Annotated in this window: 13 protein-coding genes; 10 read left to right on the forward strand and 3 right to left on the reverse strand. The window is 67.2% G+C overall.

Going from position 1 to position 18,085, the window contains the following annotated elements; translation table 11 throughout:
- Positions 1–6: 6 nt before the first annotated feature.
- The 10 genes from tssK to OOZ48_RS09595 all read left to right on the forward strand — a co-directional run bounded on the left by tssK (position 7) and on the right by OOZ48_RS09595 (position 14,854).
- Positions 7–1,401 (forward strand): type VI secretion system baseplate subunit TssK, encoded by a 1,395-nt coding sequence (tssK, locus tag OOZ48_RS09550; protein ID WP_269497577.1) that lies wholly within the window; start codon positions 7–9, stop codon positions 1,399–1,401.
- 3 nt (positions 1,402–1,404) lie between these two features.
- Complete coding sequence (locus OOZ48_RS09555; RefSeq protein ID WP_269497579.1) at positions 1,405–2,082, forward strand: DotU family type IV/VI secretion system protein; 678 nt, start codon at positions 1,405–1,407, stop codon at positions 2,080–2,082.
- On the forward strand, positions 2,079–5,882 hold the full coding sequence (locus tag OOZ48_RS09560) for a type VI secretion protein IcmF/TssM N-terminal domain-containing protein (protein WP_269497581.1): 3,804 nt from the start codon (positions 2,079–2,081) through the stop codon (positions 5,880–5,882). The genes OOZ48_RS09555 and OOZ48_RS09560 overlap by 4 nt, the downstream gene beginning before the upstream one ends.
- A 188-nt stretch (positions 5,883–6,070) precedes the next feature.
- Complete coding sequence (gene tssB, locus OOZ48_RS09565) at positions 6,071–6,559, forward strand: type VI secretion system contractile sheath small subunit (protein ID WP_269497583.1); 489 nt, start codon at positions 6,071–6,073, stop codon at positions 6,557–6,559.
- A 74-nt stretch (positions 6,560–6,633) separates the two neighbouring features.
- Entirely contained in the window at positions 6,634–8,118 is a 1,485-nt protein-coding gene (gene tssC, locus OOZ48_RS09570; RefSeq protein WP_269497585.1) for a type VI secretion system contractile sheath large subunit, read from the forward strand.
- Between the two features lie 74 nt (positions 8,119–8,192).
- Positions 8,193–8,681, forward strand: a complete 489-nt coding sequence (locus OOZ48_RS09575; protein ID WP_269497587.1) for an Hcp family type VI secretion system effector — start codon at positions 8,193–8,195, stop codon at positions 8,679–8,681.
- Positions 8,682–8,866: 185 nt separating this feature from the next.
- Positions 8,867–11,587 carry a type VI secretion system ATPase TssH gene (gene tssH / locus OOZ48_RS09580; RefSeq protein WP_269497589.1) on the forward strand — a complete coding sequence of 907 codons (2,721 nt, stop codon included), beginning with the start codon at positions 8,867–8,869 and terminating at the stop codon, positions 11,585–11,587.
- 8 nt (positions 11,588–11,595) lie between these two features.
- Positions 11,596–12,375, forward strand: coding sequence for a hypothetical protein (locus OOZ48_RS09585; protein ID WP_269497591.1), 780 nt, complete (start codon positions 11,596–11,598; stop codon positions 12,373–12,375).
- Between the two features lie 34 nt (positions 12,376–12,409).
- A complete protein-coding gene (gene tssA, locus OOZ48_RS09590) occupies positions 12,410–14,047 on the forward strand; it encodes a type VI secretion system protein TssA (RefSeq protein WP_269497593.1) in 1,638 nt (545 codons plus the stop codon).
- A 45-nt stretch (positions 14,048–14,092) separates the two neighbouring features.
- Positions 14,093–14,854: a prepilin peptidase gene (locus OOZ48_RS09595; protein WP_442867569.1), complete on the forward strand. Its 762-nt coding sequence runs from the start codon at positions 14,093–14,095 to the stop codon at positions 14,852–14,854.
- 14 nt (positions 14,855–14,868) lie between these two features.
- Here OOZ48_RS09595 and rrtA read toward each other — a convergent pair whose 3' ends face one another.
- From rrtA to OOZ48_RS09610, 3 genes are read right to left on the reverse strand one after another with little or no spacing between them, the layout of a single operon-like run.
- The gene (rrtA, locus tag OOZ48_RS09600) at positions 14,869–15,513 is read right to left on the reverse strand and encodes a rhombosortase (RefSeq protein ID WP_269497599.1); all 645 of its coding nucleotides are present in this window, start codon (positions 15,511–15,513) and stop codon (positions 14,869–14,871) included.
- Between the two features lie 2 nt (positions 15,514–15,515).
- Entirely contained in the window at positions 15,516–17,525 is a 2,010-nt protein-coding gene (locus OOZ48_RS09605; RefSeq protein ID WP_269497602.1) for a S8 family serine peptidase, read from the reverse strand.
- Positions 17,526–17,538: 13 nt separating this feature from the next.
- Positions 17,539–18,009, reverse strand: a complete 471-nt coding sequence (locus OOZ48_RS09610) for a hypothetical protein (RefSeq protein WP_269497605.1) — start codon at positions 18,007–18,009, stop codon at positions 17,539–17,541.
- Positions 18,010–18,085: the final 76 nt, after the last annotated feature.

Raw genomic sequence — 18,085 nt, forward strand, 5'->3', positions numbered from 1 at the left:
TCGCCAATGGACTTCCGGACGGCTACGTACTGGCACCAGGGACTGTTTCTGCAACCCCAGCACTTCCAGCGCCAGGAACTGCACCAGCAGTTCCTGAAAAAGCCCCTGTTCGATCTGGTCACCCCGCATTTCTGGGGCGTGGGCGAGCTGGAATGCGCACCCGAGTCCCTGTCCGCGCATACAGTCGAGGTCCGCAGCGCCCGCTTGATCTTCCGCCAGGACACCTACGTCGAGTTCCCCGGCAACGCCGTCATTCCGCCCCGGTCCTTCGACAAGGCCTGGACCGACACGGACCAGCCGCTGGACCTCTACCTGGGCCTGAAAAAATTCTCCATCGTGTCGCCCAACGTCACGGTCGTGGACTCGTTCGACGCGGCCGCATCGGTCCAGACGCGCTTCGCATCCGAAGCCAACGGCCTGCCCACCCCCGATTTCTACGGCGAAGGCCCCAGCGCCCACATCCCCGTCGTCATGAACGTGGTGCGCATATTCTTCGGCCCCGAGCTCGAGTCGCTGGATGAATACGACCTGATCCCGATCGGCCGCCTCACGCGCGACAACGACGCCATCAAGTTCAGCGCCGACCAGGTCCCGCCCTGCTATGCGATGTCGGGCTCGCACATCCTGCAGGACCTCGTGCGCGACATCCGCGACGACATGTCCGGACGCATGCGCCAGCTCTCGGAGTACAAGGCGCCGCGCGACATGCTGCGCCAGGACCTGGACCCCGATTTCATCATGCTGATGCAATCGCTGCAGGCCCTCAACCGGATGGTGCCGACCCTGACCCACCTGACCGAGACCGACCAGATCCATCCTTGGGAAGTCTACGGCGCCCTGCGCCAGTGCGTGGGCGAGATCAGTACGTTTTCCGAGCAATACGACGCCCTCGGGCGCCGGCGCGACCGCCCTGGCGACGAGGGCCTGCCGCCCTACGACCACCAGCAGCTCTACGCCTGCTTTCATGCGGCACGCCGCATGATCAACCGGCTGCTGGGCGAGATCTCCGTGGGGCCGGAATTCCGCGTCACGCTCGAGCCTCTCGACAATTACCTGGTGGCGCCCATCCCGCGCGACTACTTCACCTCGCGCAACCGCTTCTACCTGGTCATCCAGGCGGCCTCCCTCGGCGAGGACGGCGGCCAGGAATTCCTCAAGACCGCGCGCCTGGCCACGCCGCATGCCTTGCCCGCCATGATCGACCACGCCCTGCCGGGCATCGACATGATCGAGGTCTCGACGCCGCCGCAGGGCATGCCCCAGCGCGCCAATGCCCGCTACTTCCGCATCGAGCAAATGAGCGATGCGTGGGAGCAGGTCGAGCAGGTCGCCGAGATCGGCCTGTTCTGGCCGAGCGCACCTGCCGACCTGCGTGCCCAGGTCGTCGTCCTCAAGGGCTGAGCCATGAAACTCGTGGACTACTTCATACCGGTGACGGCCTTCGTCAAGGCTTTCGGACAGGCGTCCGGCGAGCGCACGCCCGAAGGCCTGTCCAAGGAAATCGACGCCCTCGTCAACCAGGCGCGGGTGAGCGCGCTCGAACACGGCATCGAGCCGCCCCGCTTCCAGGAGGCCTTGTTTCCGGTCCTCGCCTGGGCCGACGAGCAGATCTCGCGTTCACGCGCCTGGGACAGCGGCCACGCCTGGCAGCCCTTCCTGCTGCAGCGGCGCTACTTCAAGACCGGCCTGGCCGGCCGCGAGTTCTTCGACCGGCTCGAGGCGCTGGAGCCGCGCGACAGCGCCCTGCGCGAGGTCTACCTGCTGTGCCTGTGCCTGGGCTTCGAGGGCCGCTACAGCATCGCGCCCAATGCCTCTGAACTGGCCAACATCCGGATCGAGCAATACCGCCTGCTGCAGCAGCACGATCCCGCCCTGGCCGGCGGCAGCCACGAACTCTTTCCCGAGGCCTACCTGCAAGGCGGCAAGACCCAGCGCAAGCCGCGCGGCCTGCTCGGGCGCTTTTCCACCCGGCAGGTGCTGTTCGTCCTCCTGCCACCGCTGATCCTCCTCGTGGTCGGGCTGGTGATGCACGCCAACCTGACCCATGCCGTCCAACAGTTCCGCGAAGCCGTCAATCTATGAAGGTCATCCTCATCCGGCTGCTGCAGCTCATCACCCTGGCGCTATTCAGCTGGGTGGTCACCCTCTATCTGCTCTGGCCGCTCTGGGGCGGCCTGGCGATTTTCTTTGGCGTGATCGGCGCGTACTTCGGCATCAAGCTCGCCCGGCGGCTGTGGCTGGTTTCGCGCTCGCGGGTCAAGCTGGCCGCCTCGGAGGCGGCCGGCCGCGCACAGGTCGAAAAATCCAGCGCACAAGCCGACCTCACGCGCAAGTGGAAGGACGCGATCGCCACGCTGCGCCGCTCCAGCTTGCGCCGCTTCGGCAACCCCATCTACGCCCTGCCCTGGTACATGGTGATCGGCGAGTCGGGCGTGGGCAAGACCTCGGCCATCACCCGCTCGCGCCTGGGCTCGCTGAACAAGACCGGCAGTCAGTTCGAACCGATCGAGCAGACCGTCAACTGCGACTGGTGGTTCTTCAACCGCACCGTGATCATCGACACCGCGGGCCGCTACGTCTCGCCCACCGGCACGTCCGAGGACCAGGCCGAATGGGAGCGCATGCTCGAGCTGCTGGCCAAGTACCGGCTCAAGGAAGGCTTGAACGGCCTGGTCCTGGCGGTCGATGCCGACCAGCTGGCGCGCGGCGACGACAAGCTCGAGCAATACGGCCACGTCATCCGTGAACGCATCGACCAGCTCATCCGCCTGTTCGACAAGCGGTTTCCGATTTTCCTGCTGGTCACCAAGTGCGACCGCATCTACGGCTTCGAGCAGTGGACGCAGACCCTGCCGCCCGAAGCCCTGGCCCAGGCCATGGGCTACGTCGGCGCCCTCGAGGAAGGCGACGGCGCCGAGGCCCGCTTTGCCGACCAGGCCTTCGACCAGATCACCACGCGCCTGCGGCAGCTGCGCCTGGACATGGGCGTCAAGGGCGTGGACCTCAGCGCGCCCCTGTTGCTGCTGCCCGAGGAGATCGACCGCCTGCGCGGCGGCCTGAAGCGCTTCCTGGCTGCCTGCATGGGCAACAACCCCTACCTGGAGCAACCCCTGTTGCGCGGGCTGTTCCTGAGCAGCGCCCGCCAGGACGGCGAGACCCTGCCCAACATGCTCGGCCTGATCCAGGAACCCAGCGCTGCGCGCGCCTCCGAAAAGGGCGCCTTCCTGCATGATTTCTTCGAGCGCGTGCTGCCGGCCGACCGCTGGACGTTCCGCCCCACCGTCATCATCGACCGCTGGCGCCTGGCGACGCGCAACCTGGCGGCCGTGTTCTGGATCTGCACCTTCGCCGCCGCGCTGCTGTTCCTGATGCTGTCCTACTACCAGACGCGCAGCAGCCTGACGGCCATCCAGGACGCCTACCCCATGCAGGCGCTGGACAAGGACCAGCCTGCGGAGCAGCGCCTGAACACGCTGCAGGACATGCTCAGGCTCATCGAACTGATCCAGAACCACGAGCGCAACTGGCAGACCCGCTGGCTGGCCTTCAGCCCCGACCTCGAACGGCTCGAGGTCGACATCAAGGCCGCATACGTCAGGGGATTCCGCGAGCTGCTGCAGAAAAACCGCCGCGAGGACATCCTGCCCGCCCTGGCCGGCAATGCCGACGCGACCACCTATGCCGAGGCCGTCCTCACGCTCACGCGCAGCATCAACATGACTCAGGCGCGCATCGACGGCGCGACCTATGATCAGTTGCTGCGGATGCCACAGGCCCCCGAGCAGATCTCCGAGGTGCTGGGCCTGGACCTGCCGGCCCACCTGATCCAGGCGCCCGCGCACATGTCCGCCGCCTACAAGGCCTGGAGCGACCCTGCCGACCCGGCGCTGCTGCAAGCCCTGGACGTCGACCGCCGGGCCCTCGCACAGGCCGTCGACCAGTCCGAGCATTTCTCGTGGCTGCTGAACTGGGCCAACAAGCAGAGCAGCCTCAGCCCCGTGACCTTGCGGACCTTCTGGCTGCCGGGCTCGCAGGGCGGCAGCCCCGAGACCATCCCGCCCGCGCTCACGCTGGCCGGCCAGCGCCAGATCCGCGGCTTCCTGAACGAGATGGAACAGGCCCTCAGCAACTCGACCGCCTTCCAGTTCAAGCGCGGCGCCTTCGAGGCCTGGTACCGGACCGAGCGCTTCAACGCCTGGCAGGGTTTTGCCTGGTCCTTCGACAACGGCGAGCTGTTGCTCGCCAACGAGCCGGCCTGGCGCGACATGGTGACCAAGGTGGACACCGACACCAGTCCCTATTATGAGTTCTTCGACCGCCTGCGCAGCGAATTCGCCGAGATCCCGGACGGCGAACTGCCGGGCCTGATGCTGTTCGCCCGCGAGTTCCCCGCCCTGCGGCGCGCGGCGGCCGAGGGCGCCTCGGTGGGCAAGGCCAAGGCCATCCTCGAGACGATCAACACGGTGGGCGAGCGCATCGTGCGGCCCTCGGACTTCGGCGCCAACCCCTCGACGACGGCCAGCTCCACCATCCGCCGCTCCATCAAGGGCGTGCAAGCCTTCGCCGACTATGCGCACCAGTTCGACGTCGCGGCGGCCCAGGCCATGGAAGGCAACGGCCAGTCCTACCAGCTCATGGCCGACTACTTCAATCTGGGCACCAATCCGGAAACCAGCGCCTCGGCGCTGCAGACCGCGCAGGACAGCCTGCAGGCCTTCCGCAAGGCCTCCGGCTTCGACCTGCCCGACGACCAGGTGATCTGGAAGCTCATCGGCGGGCCGCTGCGCATCCTGACCCGCTACGCGCTCGAACAGTCCTCCTGCCACCTGCAAAAGGAATGGGAGGAGAAAGTCCTCTGGAAGACTCAGATGGCGGTCAGCGCCCGCGAGACCAACGACCAGCTCTTTGGCGACAACGGATCGGTGTGGGCCTTCGTCGACGGGCCGGCCAAGCCCTTCATCCTGCAAAAGGCGACCCACTTCACGCCCGCCACCAAGGACGACTACACCCTGCCTTTCGCCAATCCCTTCCTGCCTTTCCTGAACCGCTCGGTCGACACCCGCGTCGAGGCGGTGGTCAAATCGCAGCTGGCCGAATCGGCGCAGGGCAAGTCCGCCACCATCCTCATCACGGCCCGCCCGATCGGGATCAACGAGGGTGCCAAGGCCAAGCCATACTCGGTCACCTTGTCGATCCAGTGCGCGCAGCAGGAAATCACGCTGGACAATTTCAACATGTCGGTGACCAACAGCTTCGACTGGTCGCCCGACCAGTGCGGGGACGTCACGCTGCGCATCACCATCGACGAGCTGACGCTCACGCAGCGCTATCCGGGCCCCATGGGGATGGCCCGCTTCATCGCTGAATTCCGGGACGGCGAACGCATCTTCACCCCCGAGGATTTCCCGCAATCGCGCGAGCGGCTGGAGGCGCTGAACGTGCGCACCATCCACGTCCGCTACGACTTTTCGGGCCAGGACCAGCTCCTCAACCTCGCGGACAACCTGGACTATCTGGCCAGCACCTCGACGCCCTCGACCAGCGCCACGCCGGCGCGCGCCGCCTTCAAGGTGCCCGAGCGCATCGGTCAATGCTGGACGGAAGGCCCGCCCGAGCAGTCCGCCTCGCCCATGCCGCTGTACATCCGCCAGCGCGCCGAGAAAATCATCGAGGCGTCGCCGCCTCCGCCGCCGCTGCCGCCCCCGCCCGCACCGCTGCCGGAACGCACGCACCGTGTCAAGGAAGGCGATACTTTGTATTCACTTGCAAAGCAATACGGCACCAGTGTCCAGGTCCTGCAGCAACTGAACCACCTGAAAAATACCGACCTGATCATGAAGGGCCAGATTCTCAAGCTGCCGCCGGAGGACACCCCCGTGTAACAACCCGAAACTTACGGCGGGCAAGGCTTTCCATGCATTGACACGTTTTGCTTCATAAGACAAAATCATTCCGCTGTTGCAAAGTTTATTAATAAAACTTCGAACCTTCCTTTTTGCACTGTCAGCGTGCGCCGCCATGCGCCCTTGCGGTCCGATCGGCCAACAGCACCCCGTCACAGGAGAACACCATGGCAACCGAAGGATCCGTCGCCCCCAAGGAACGTGTCAACATCACCTACAAGCCGGCCACCGGCGATGCCCAGACCGAAGTCGAACTGCCCCTCAAGCTGCTGATTCTGGGCGATTTCACCCAACGGGAAGACGACCGCAGCGTCGAGGACCGCGCCCCCATCAGCGTCGACAAGGACAACTACAACGACGTCCTCAAGGCCCAGAACCTGTCCCTCGACCTGTCGGTGCCCAACCGCCTGGAACCCGATTCCGACGACAACATCGCAGTCAACCTCAAGTTCGATTCCCTCGCGGATTTCCAGCCCGACAACATCGTCGAGAAAGTCCCCGAGCTGCGCAACATCGTCGAGCTGCGCGGCGCGCTCAAGGCCCTCAAGGGCCCCCTGGGCAACATCCCCGACTTCCGCAAGAAGCTCCAGGAACTCGTCCAGAACGAAGGCGCGCGCGACAAGCTGCTCAAGGAACTCGGCATCGAGGATAAATGACGCCGTCCCGACGGACATCGAGCCGTCACGGACACGCTGTAAAAACCAGATACGCCATACAGGGTTGAGACACCATGAGCGAAGAAACCGCAAAGCAAGAGGAAGCCGCCGGCAGCGAGGCCGCCAGCGGCTCCCTGATCGACCAGCTCCTCGAGACCACCCGGGTGCGCCCCGGCGACGAATCCTACGCGATCACCCGTCAGGGGATCCAGACCTTCATTTCCTCCCTGCTCGACCCGGCGCGCGCGACCGACCGCATCACCGCCTCGCTGGCCGACGACATGATCGCCGAGCTGGACAAGAAACTATGCCGGCAGGTCGACGAGATCCTGCACAACCCGGAATTCCAGCGGCTCGAATCCTCATGGCGCTCGCTGAAGTTCCTGATCGACCGCACGAATTTCCGCGAGAACATCAAGATCCAGATCATGAACGTCAACAAGGACGATCTGCTCAGCGATTTCGAGGACTCGCCCGAGGTCACCAAATCCGGCCTCTACAAGAACTGCTATACGGCTGAATTCGGCCAGTTCGGCGGCCAGCCCTTCGGCGCCATCATCGCCAACTACGAGTTCGGCCCCGGATCCTCGGACGTCAAGCTCCTGCAGTACTGCGCGAGCGTGGCCTCGATGGCGCATGCGCCCTTCATCGCGGCCGCCGGCGCGCAGTTCTTCGGCCTGGACGACTTCGCCAAGCTGCCCGACCTCAAGGATCTCTCCTCGATCTTCGAGATGCCGCAATACACCAAATGGAACGGCTTTCGCGAAAGCGAAGACGCGCGCAACGTGGGCCTGGTGCTGCCCCACTTCCTGCTGCGCACGCCCTACGGCAACGACACCACGCCGTCCAAGAAATTCAACTACGAGGAAGACGTCTCCGCCGGCAACAACGCCTTCCTGTGGGGCAACGCGGCCTTCGCCTTCGCATCGCGCCTGACCGCCAGCTTTGCCGACTACCGCTGGTGCGCCAACATCATCGGCCCGCAGGGCGGCGGCACGGTGGGCGACCTGCCCATCTACAACTACGAGGCGATGGGCGAGATCCAGACCAAGATCCCCACCGAGGTGCTGATCTCCGAGCGCCGCGAATTCGAACTGGCCGAACAAGGCTTCATCGGCCTGGCGATGCGCAAGAACAGCGACAACGCGGCCTTCTTCTCGGCCAATTCCTGCCAGAAACCGAAATTCTTCGGCAACACCAAGGAAGGCAAGGAGGCCGAAACCAACTACAAACTGGGTACGCAGCTGCCTTACATCTTTGTCGTGAGCCGCCTGGCCCACTACATCAAGGTGCTGCAGCGCGAGAACATCGGTACCTGGAAGGAACGCGCCGATCTCGAAGGCGAGCTCAACAACTGGATCCGTCAGTACGTGGCCGACATGGACGCCCCGGGGCCCGAAGTCCGCAGCCGCCGGCCGCTACGCACCGCACAGATCAACGTCGAGGACGTCGAAGGCGACCCCGGCTGGTATCGCGTGTCGATGCTGGTGCGACCGCACTTCAAATACATGGGAGCATCGTTCACGCTCTCGCTGGTCGGCAAGCTCGATCGCAAATGACGGAACGGCCCCAATGCCATCCATGGATCATGGATTCCTTAACCACCGCAAGATGCGGGTAGGAGATCACAATCATGCCAATGCCAGGCTACTTCACCCTGACGGGTCAGACGCAAGGAAAAATCGACGGTAGCTGCACCATCCAGGGCCACGAGGACACAATCCTGGTCCAGGCTGTCGACCACACGATCGAGATCCCCAAATCCATTCAGACCGGCCTGCCCACCGGCAAGCGCATCCACGGGCCGCTGACGATCACCAAGGAAATCGACAAGGCCTCGCCGAAACTCTTCCAGGCCCTGACCTCGGGCGAGCAGCTCACCGACGCCAAGCTCGAGTACTACCGCATCTCGCCGCAAGGGAAAGAGGAGCTCTACTACACCGTCGAGATCAAGAACGCCATCATCACCTCCATGCACAAGTTCGTCCCCATGTGCCTGGACCCGGCCAACAAATCCATGGGCCACATGGAGGCGGTGTCGTTCACCTACGAGACCATCATCGAGACCTTCACGCCCGACGGCATCGAGGCCCAGGACTCCTGGAACGCGCCGAAGTCCTAAGCAGTCCCAAGGGGTGGCGTTCGTCCACGATCGCCACACCCTGCCGCCCGCCATCGCACACCGCCTGCGTTCCCGGCGGGCGGTTGGCGCCGCAACACCGTCTTTCCGCGGGCGAGTGACCGGGCCCCATCACGCAAGAGCTCGAGCCACCCCCCGATATGACTCAACCACCTCCGGGGGCGAGCATGCAAATCGTCGAGTTCAAGTCGCTGGTCAGCAGACTGAACCCCACTTGTCGCGATGCGCTGGAAAACGCGGCGGGCATCTGCCTGAACCGCACGCACTACGAGATCACCATCGAGCACATGCTGGTGCGCCTGATCGATGATCCGCGCTGCGACACGCAGCTCATCCTCAAGCAGGCCGGCATCGATCCGGGACGCGTGCAGCGCGCCCTCGAGCAATCCATCGAGACCTTCAAGACCGGCAACGCCGGCCGCCCCCAGTTTTCACCGCTGCTGCCCGAGTTGTTCGCCGACGCGTGGATGATCGCCTCGGTCGACCTCTACGAAGGCTCCATCCGCTCCGGCGCCTTGCTGGCGGCCTTCGTCGCTCGCGCATCCTTTTACGCCAGCGGCACCTATTCCGAACTGCTCGCCGAACTCGACAAGAACCGCACGGTCGAGCTGCTGGGCGTCGTCGCCGCCACGTCGCGGGAATCCGAGGAGGCCGTCGCGGCCGGCCCGGGCGGCGCACCCGCCGCGGCCGGCGCACCCGAGGGCCGCGCGGGCTCGGCCATCCAGCGATTCTGCGAGGATTTCACGGCCAAGGCGCGCGAGGGCCGCATCGACCCGGTGTTCGGGCGCGACCCCGAGATCCGCCAGATGGTCGACATCCTGGCGCGGCGCCGCAAAAACAACCCCATCTGCGTCGGCGACCCCGGCGTGGGCAAGACCGCCGTGATAGAGGGCCTGGCCGTGCGCGTGGCCGAGGGCGACGTGCCCGAGCTTCTCAAGGACGTCACCATCCTCGGCCTGGACATGGGCGCCCTCGAGGCGGGCGCCGGCGTCAAGGGCGAATTCGAAAACCGCCTGCGCGGCGTGATCAACGAGATCAAGGCCTCGCCCACCCCCATCATCCTGTTCATCGACGAGGCGCACACGCTGATCGGCGCGGGCGGCGCGGCCGGCACCAGCGACGCCGCCAATCTGCTCAAGCCCGCCCTGGCGCGCGGCGAGCTGCGCACCATCGCCGCCACCACCTGGAGCGAGTACAAAAAATACTTCGAAAAAGACCCGGCGCTGGCGCGCCGCTTCGAACTCGTCAAGCTCGACGAACCCACCGTGGACATGGCGGTGCAGATCCTGCGCGGCCTCAAGGAACGCTACGAGCAGGTCCACAAGGTCATCATCCGCGAGGACGCCCTGGTGGCGGCGGCCGAACTGTCCAACCGCTACATCACCGGCCGCCAGCTGCCCGACAAGGCGATCGACCTGCTCGACACGGCCTGCGCGCGCATCAAGGTCAACCTGTCCTCCAAGCCCGACTTCATCGAGGATCGCGAGCGCACCCTGCAGATGCTCGAGCGCGAAAAGCGCGGCCTGCTGCGCGACATCGAGAACCGCGTGCCCACCGATGCCGCGCGCCTCGACGAGATCGACGCGCTCGCCGCCAGCACCCAGGCGGAACTGGACGAGCGCCGCAACCGCTTCCAGGCGCAATACGACGCGGCCCAGCGCATCCTCGCCCTGCGGGCCGAGCGTGCCCAGGCGCGCGACGGCGCGGCGTCCCCGGCGCCGGCCGACGAGACAGCGCCCACCGCAGACCAGGCGCCGGCAGAGGGCGCCGCCCAGGCCGCGCCGGCCGCGGCGCGCGACCTGGCGGCCATCGAGGCGGAACTGGCCGAGGCCGAGCAGGCCCTCGACACGCTGCAGGCGCAGGACAAGTTCATTTTCATCGACGTCTCGCCCGACACCGTCGCCAAGGTCGTGTCCGACCGCACCGGCATCCCGCTGGGCAAGATGATGCGCGACCAGGCCGCGGCCGCCCTGGCCCTAGAGGACACCCTCGGCGCCCGGATCAAAGGCCAGGACTACGCGCTGTCCCACATCGCCGAGGTCCTCAAGTCCGCGCGTTCGGGGCTGCGCGATCCCGACCAGCCCATGGGCATCTTCCTGCTGGTCGGCCCCTCGGGCACGGGCAAGACCGAGACCGCGCTGTCCGTGGCCGACACCATGTTCGGCGGCGAGCAATCGATGGTCACTATCAACATGAGCGAGTTCCAGGAAAAGCACACCGTCAGCCGCCTGGTGGGTTCGCCCCCGGGCTACGTCGGCTACGGCGAGGGCGGCGTGCTCACCGAGGCGGTGCGCCAACGCCCTTACTCGGTGGTCCTGCTCGACGAGGTCGAGAAAGCCCACCTCGACGTGGTGAATCTGTTCTACCAGGTCTTCGACAAGGGTGTGCTGTCCGACGGCGAGGGCCGCGAGATCAATTTCCGCAATACCGTGGTGTTCCTGACCTCCAACCTGGGCCTAGACGTGATCACCGAGCTGTGCGCGGGGGACGAGCCCCCGCCGATGGAGGCCATCCAGGCCGCCATCCGGCCGATCCTGTCCAATCACTTCAAGCCGGCGCTGCTCGCGCGCATGACCATCGTCCCCTTCATGACGCTGAAGGGCGACGCGCTGCATGGCATCGTGCGACTCAAGCTGCGCAAGCTCGCCCAGCGCATGCAGCGCAACAACAAGATCGCCCTCGAGGTCGCCGACGAGGCGATCGATGCGATCGCCCAGCGCTGCACCGAGGTCGAGACCGGCGCGCGCAACATCGACTTCATCCTCAAGGGCACCATCCTGCCCCTGCTGTCGAATACCCTGCTGGCGCGCATGTCCGACGCCGACGCGCTCAGTCGCGCACGCCTGGGGGTCGACGAGCACGGCCAGTTCACGGCCAGTTTCGAATAGGGGCGGGCATGGCGGACAAGTGCGCATGGTTCATCAACCTGGACGAGGATGACACGGCCGCCCGGCTGGCCGCCGGGCAGCTCGGCCCGTATGGCCTCGCGGTCAAGGGCCAGCGCTGGCCCGCCGAGGACAAAGCCTGGCTGGGATCGGCCCAGGAGGCCGCCGATGCGGGCGCGGCCGTCGTCCTCGTGATCGGATCGCCGGCACGGCAAGCCGAGGCCGCCGTGCGGCGCGGCCTCGCGCTGTTTCGCCTGGCCCTCCAGACGCGGCTGGGCCGCGCCGTCAACGGCTTCACGCTGGTGACGGGCGAGGCGTCCGACGGCGAGCCGGCCGCCGGCCACGCGGTGCTGGGCGACTGGAGCCGCCTCGATGGCACGCGCTGGCAGGCCAAAGTCGTGGCGCGCGCCCATGCACCGATCGCGCCGTCCTGGCCGGCCCGGCTGGCCCTGCACGCGCACGAACGCCTGGGCATCTGGCTGGAAACCCATCCCGCGCCCGGCGGCACGGCCCCGGGCGCCCTGGTCGGCATCGCCGGCAACGATGCGCGGATCGATTTCCATGCCGTCGGTCCGGCCGGCGGCATGCCGGAACGTACCGTCAACGAATACGAGCTCCAGGGCCTGCAATTCGAGGCCGGCGGCCAGGCGTTCCAGGCCTGGGGCCTGCGCAATGCCATCGCCCCCGACCACAGCTATTATGTCCGTCTGGACGGGGAACCCGATACACTGGCCATCGGGACCCTGCCCGGCGGCGAACCCGAGGACGTCAGCCTCGTCGCCATGGGCTGATGCCCGCCCCTGCGAACCCACTTCCCCCCATGGCATGATCATCGACGTTGCACCCCTGCTGGAACCCGTCTCGGAGGCCGCGCCCGGCGGCACCGACATCCGCGACACCGAGGACTACGAGGCCGTCGCGGCCGAAATCGAGAAAATGACCAGCCCCACCAGCTCGGGGCAGGTCGACTGGCAAAAGGTCGAGACCCTGGGCGCCCGCTTGTTTTCCGCCCACGGCAAGGATTTCATGATCGCCGCCTGGGTGGCGGCGGCCTGGACCGAGCGCTACGGCATCGAGGGCCTGGGCGCCGGCCTGCAGCTCCAGGAGGGCCTGGTCAGCCGGTATTGGGACACGGCATACCCGCCGCTCAAGCGCTTGCGCGGCCGCCGCAACGCCCTGAACTGGTGGACCGAGCGCACCACCAATTGGTTCGAAAACAAGGACATCCCGCCGCTGCGCGAGGAAACCTACCAGGCCATGGTGGCCGCCGCCGAATCCCTGGACGCCCGGCTGGCCGAACTCGATCCCGAATCGCCGCCCCTGGGCGCCTTCGTCCAGCAGATCCGCCGGCTGGAGGTCATCGCGCCGGTCGCGGCCGAGGCGCCGGAAGCGGCCCCGGCCGCCGAGGCGGCCGCGCCCCAGGACGGCGCCGCGGGTGCCGGCTCGACGGCCGCACCCGCCGCCCCCGCAGCGGCGCGCACCGCGCCGGCCGCTGGCCCCTCACCCCAGGCATTCAGCGCGGCAGCGCCGGCCGCCGACGCGCTCGATAGCCTGGATGCCGTGATCGGCGCACTGTCGCCCGCCCTCGGCTACATCGGCCAGATCACCAACGCGCTGCGCACCCTGGACCGGTTCAATCCCCTGTCCATCGAAATGGGGCGCTTTGCCGCGCGTGGCGCCCTGATCAGCCCGCCGCCCGCGCAACAAGGCGTCACACCCTTCATCCCGCCGCCCGTGGCCATCTCCGATGCCTTCGCCACCATCGCCAGCAGCGGCAACGCCGACGGCCTGATCGAGTTCTGCGAATCGCGCATCGCGACCTTTCCCTACTGGCTGGACCTGGACCGTGAATCCGCCCGCGGCTACGGCATGCTGGGCGAACCCGGCGCCGCCATGCGCCAGGCCGTCGTCCAGAACGCCCTGGCCTTCGTCAAGCGGCTGCCGGGCATCGAACGCCTGGCCTTTTCCGACGGCACGCCGTTCGCCGACGACGCCACCCTGCAATGGCTGGAGAACTGCAAGGCGGAAAGCCAGGGCGGCGCAGGCCCCGCCGACCGATTCAGCCGCGTGCGCCAGCAAGCCCTCGAGGCCCTGGACGCCGGCCGGCAGGACGAGGCCATGCAATGCTATCAGGCGCTGATCGAATCCACCTGGAGCGGGCGCGAACGCTTCCAGGCCCGCCTGGCGCTGGCCGAATTGTTCCTCGGCATGCCGGGCGACGCGGACCTCGTGCCCCTGGTATCCCACCTGGCCGAGGAATGCCGCCAGCGCCAACTGGCCGCCTGGGAACCCAAGCTGGCCCTCCAGGCCTGGCAGCTCGTCCTGCGCGCCGCCCGCCAGGCCCTGGCCGGTCCCGCGGCGGCCGACGACGAGCACCGGCACAAGGCCTGTCAGGAGGCGGCCCGCGAGGCCCTGCGCGAACTGGCCGCCATCGACTTCATCATGGCCTCGAAAAGCCGCTGAATCCCTCTATCCGCCCGGCAGGATGTCGGCATATACGCCTGACCGATCCTGCCGGGCGCATGGCACAATGGCGCGGCGCACCGGAATGCGCCCGACACCCATCGCCGGGAACACGACATGACAATGGGAATGTGGATGCCCTGGCATCCTGAACGCTGGTTCGGCATCGCCTTGTGCATGGGCCTCGCCCTGCCCTTGGGCGGCGTCTTGCTGCATGCCGCCCACCGCCTAGCCGAGGCGCTGGAGGCCGGCTCCGTGCTGCCCGGCGCAGGGCCCGGCCGCCGCCGCATCCTGGCGATTTGGTGGACGGGCGCCCTGGCGCTAGCGGCCGCCTGCGGCGGGTGCTTCGGCGCCACCCCGGCGGCCCTCGCGGCCACGGGCTGCGTGCTGGTCCTGTGGACGCTGGCCTGGATCGATGGCCGCACGGGCCTGCTGCCCGACGGCCTGACGCTGCCCCTGCTGTGGGCGGGCCTGCTGGTGAACCTGGACGATACCTTTGCCTTCCTGCCCGATGCCGTGCTGGGCGCCGTCGCCGGCTACCTGTGCCTGTGGACGCTGTATCTGGTGTTCCTACGCCTGACCGGGCGCGAGGGCATGGGCTACGGCGACTTCAAGCTGACCGCCGCGTTGGGCGCCTGGCTGGGCTGGCAGGCCCTGCCCGGGATCCTGTTGTCGGCGTCTCTGGGCGGATTGTGCTTTGCCGTGTGGCTGCGCGCGACCGGCCGCGCCGGGGCCGGGCAACACCTGGTCTTCGGGCCGTGGCTGGCCCTGGCCGGCGCCTGGGCCCTGCTGGGCCCGCAGCTCTGAGGCGGTCGCCGCGTTCAGCGACCCCGGCGGCGCCGCGCCGCCAGCGCGCAGGCGCCCCATCCCACGATGCCCCCGCAAAACCCATACACGTGGGCGATGCCGACGATGTGCCCGCCGATCAGGAGTTCCTCGGAGACCGCCGGCCCCTGAATCCATTGCCACAGCATCCAGCCCGCGATCCCGGCCAGCACCCAGCCGGCAATCCGGTCGCCGGCACGCAGCTGCGGCAGCAGGCCCCAGGCGAACAAGCCGTACAGCACACCGGAGAATCCCGCATAATCCGGCACACCGGGCGATGCCAGCCACAAGGCCAGGCCCACCCCCAGGCCCAGCAGCACCAGGCGCGCCCCCAATCCGCGACCGAACACCGCCGGCGCCAGCAGGCCGCACAGCACCACGCCGATGACATTCAACAGGGCATGCGCCCACCCCAGATGCACGAGATGCGCGCTCAGCAGCCGCCACCACTGGCCCTGCGCCAGGGCGGCCCGATCGAAACGCAAGGCCGTGCGAGCCTCGTCGCCCAGCGCGGCCAGGACCAGGAAGGCCGCGCACAATGCAGCCACTGCGGCCCAGACGCGCCGGGGCGGCGGTTGGCCGTCGAACCCATTGGCGATGACCCGGTCCTCCTGGAATCCCGTGGGCGAGTCCGAAGCCATGGTTATTGCGTGATCAGCCGGGCCTCGAAGCGCAGGTTGAAGTTTCTTGGCACACTCGGCTCGTCCAGAGAGTGGCAGCTGGGCATGATCGTTTCCTTAGCGACCCCACCGACGATCTCCCTCACCGACACCGGCAAGTCGGGATTACCCCCGATGGCGAAAATCTGCCAGGGGCCCGCGGCCGATTCCCCATAGAAGGCATAGCTGCCCAGCGCATAGTTTGCGAACTCGGTGATCGGCCCGGTTTTCAGGCCCGCGAAGTGGTCGGCGGGCGACTTCAGGATCGAGACCGTGCCGGCCGGCGAGCGCACGGCGATGCCCAGCGAACCCAGACAGACGCCCTCCCCGCTCATGCGCAGCTGGAATTGATCGACGATCCGGTCGGGGCCGGGCAGCTCGCGGATCAAGGTCACGTGCTCGTAGGGGAAGGCCCCTACGCGCCCGCCCTCTGGCACGGGCTGGGGCGCGAAAGGGTCGCGCTGCCAGCGAGCGAATTCCTCGAACGGCGGGATGTTCACGTCGATCTGGCGGCTGCGTTGCGGATTGCGGCCATAATCCTGCGCCAACGCCACCGCCTTTTGTACGTCCGGCACGCCAAAGCCGTACCAGTCGGAATAGTCCAGGCCCGCGCCATTGCGCTGCCAGCCCAGATTGATGGGGGCCCGCGTGGCACCATCCACGAGACGGTCGGGCCCGCCCTGCTCATTGTCGGCAACCGGCTTGGTGGTGGACAGGTCCAGCATCGTGCCGTAGGGCTGGGTGCTGCGCAGCGGCACGCGGGCCGGGTAGTCCGCATCGACCTTGCGCGCCGACAGGCGCAGGATGTCACGCACGTCGCGCCAGGACAGATCGGAATTGGCGCTGAGCATGAGGGCCACCACGCCGCTGATGGACGGCGCGGCCGCCGAGGTGCCGTTCATGTAGGTATAGTCGCAAGCCGGGTTTTCGGGCTGACCGTTGCGCGTGGTCTGGCCGCGATTGAAGGACGTGTTGGCGGTTGTACGGCTGTAGCCGACGGCACAGCCGCGCAGGTCGGTGCTGAACAGGGTGGGGCCATCGTTGTTGACCGCCCCTTCCCCATAATCGCCGCTGTTGCCGTACTCGCCGCCCATGCCCGTGATCCACACGACCGGCCCGGCGCTGCTGTAGCTGCTGCGCATCCCCAGGGCGTTGAGCGCAGCCACCGTGATGGTGTTGGGTTCGAGCGTCTCGGGATCGTTGGCGGGGTTGGTGCAGGGATAATGGTATGGCGCCTGGGACTTGTCCGCATTCAGGTAACGGCAGGCCTCCCCCTCGAACGCATTGCCGGCGGCCTTGACGAAGATCGCCCCGCGCCCATTGCGCAAGGCCTTCATGCTGCGCACGAGGAGGGGGCCCTGCCCGCCCACGCCCGCCTCATAGGGCAGGACGCCCTCGTCCTCGCCATAGGACGCGTTGAACACATGAGCCTGGGCGGACCAGGGCTCGCCGCCGTAGGATTCGAACACCTTGTCCTCTTGCTCGACATAATTGGCGGCGCCCAGCGTCGCCCGGGGCGCCATGCCCATCACGCCCTTGCCATTCTGCGCCGCGGCGATGATGCCCGCCACCGCCGTGCCATGGGCATCGTTCGGATCCTCCGTTGGATAGGGATTGTCGCTGCCGTCCGCCAGGTTGCGCGACATGCCGAAATCGGTATTGGGCAGCAGGTCTTCGTTGTGCAGGTCGGTGCCGCCATCGAGCACCAGCACGCGCACGCCCTGGCCCTTGATGCCCTGGCGATGCACGGGTTCGACATTCAGGTCGACGCCGCCGCTGGCCGTGGCCGGAAAACCCGTGAAGAAGCTGGCGGCGTAGTTCAACGCCCACTGATAGGTATAGAGGGGTTCGCTATCCCCCGTCCTGCAGGCGTAGGCACCGGTCTCGGGGCACGCCGACGGCGCGGCGGCGGTCTGCGTGGAGCCGCCCCCGTCGCAGCCGGCCAGCAGCAGCGAAGCCAGGGGGAGTGCGATCAGGAGTCGGGCATGGAGCATGATGTGCTGTTCCTTAACGCGGCGTCTTGCGGCCAAAGACCACGGACAGGCGCACCGTCGCCTGCGGCAGCGCCTGGCTCAGCGCCTCGTAGCCCTCCACGCTTTGCGAAAAGTCGGCGAATTTCACCAGCGTGATGCCCGTGGGCGCAAAGCGCCGCACCGACACCGGCTGCGGCTGCACCATGCGCAACTGCACGTCCAGATCGGCCTCGTCGGCATCGGCCACCATCACCTCGTGACGGCTGATGCCCACCGCGCCCTGCGCATTGAGCAGGAACGTGCCCTGGCCGCCCTCGGGCACGCCCGGCAGCACCCGCAATTCCGTGCCATCGATGGTGGCGCTGGGCAGTTCGCCCAATTGCGCGATCTCGTCGGCCGTGAGCTTCTGGCCCAGTTCGTAGGCGCCGGCCGGCGCCGCCACACCCAGGCCCAGCGCCAGGGCCAGGCTACCCCCGAAGCGGATCATTTGTTGATGAATGTTCATGTGAGTTCCTTTCGTCAGTGCGTCGTTTGATGAAGATGCAAGCGCGTCAGGCGGGGCGGGCCGAGCAGGTTTCACC

Origin of the sequence: Castellaniella sp. S9 (assembly GCF_027257175.1) — a bacterium.
GTDB lineage: Bacteria > Pseudomonadota > Gammaproteobacteria > Burkholderiales > Burkholderiaceae_B > Castellaniella.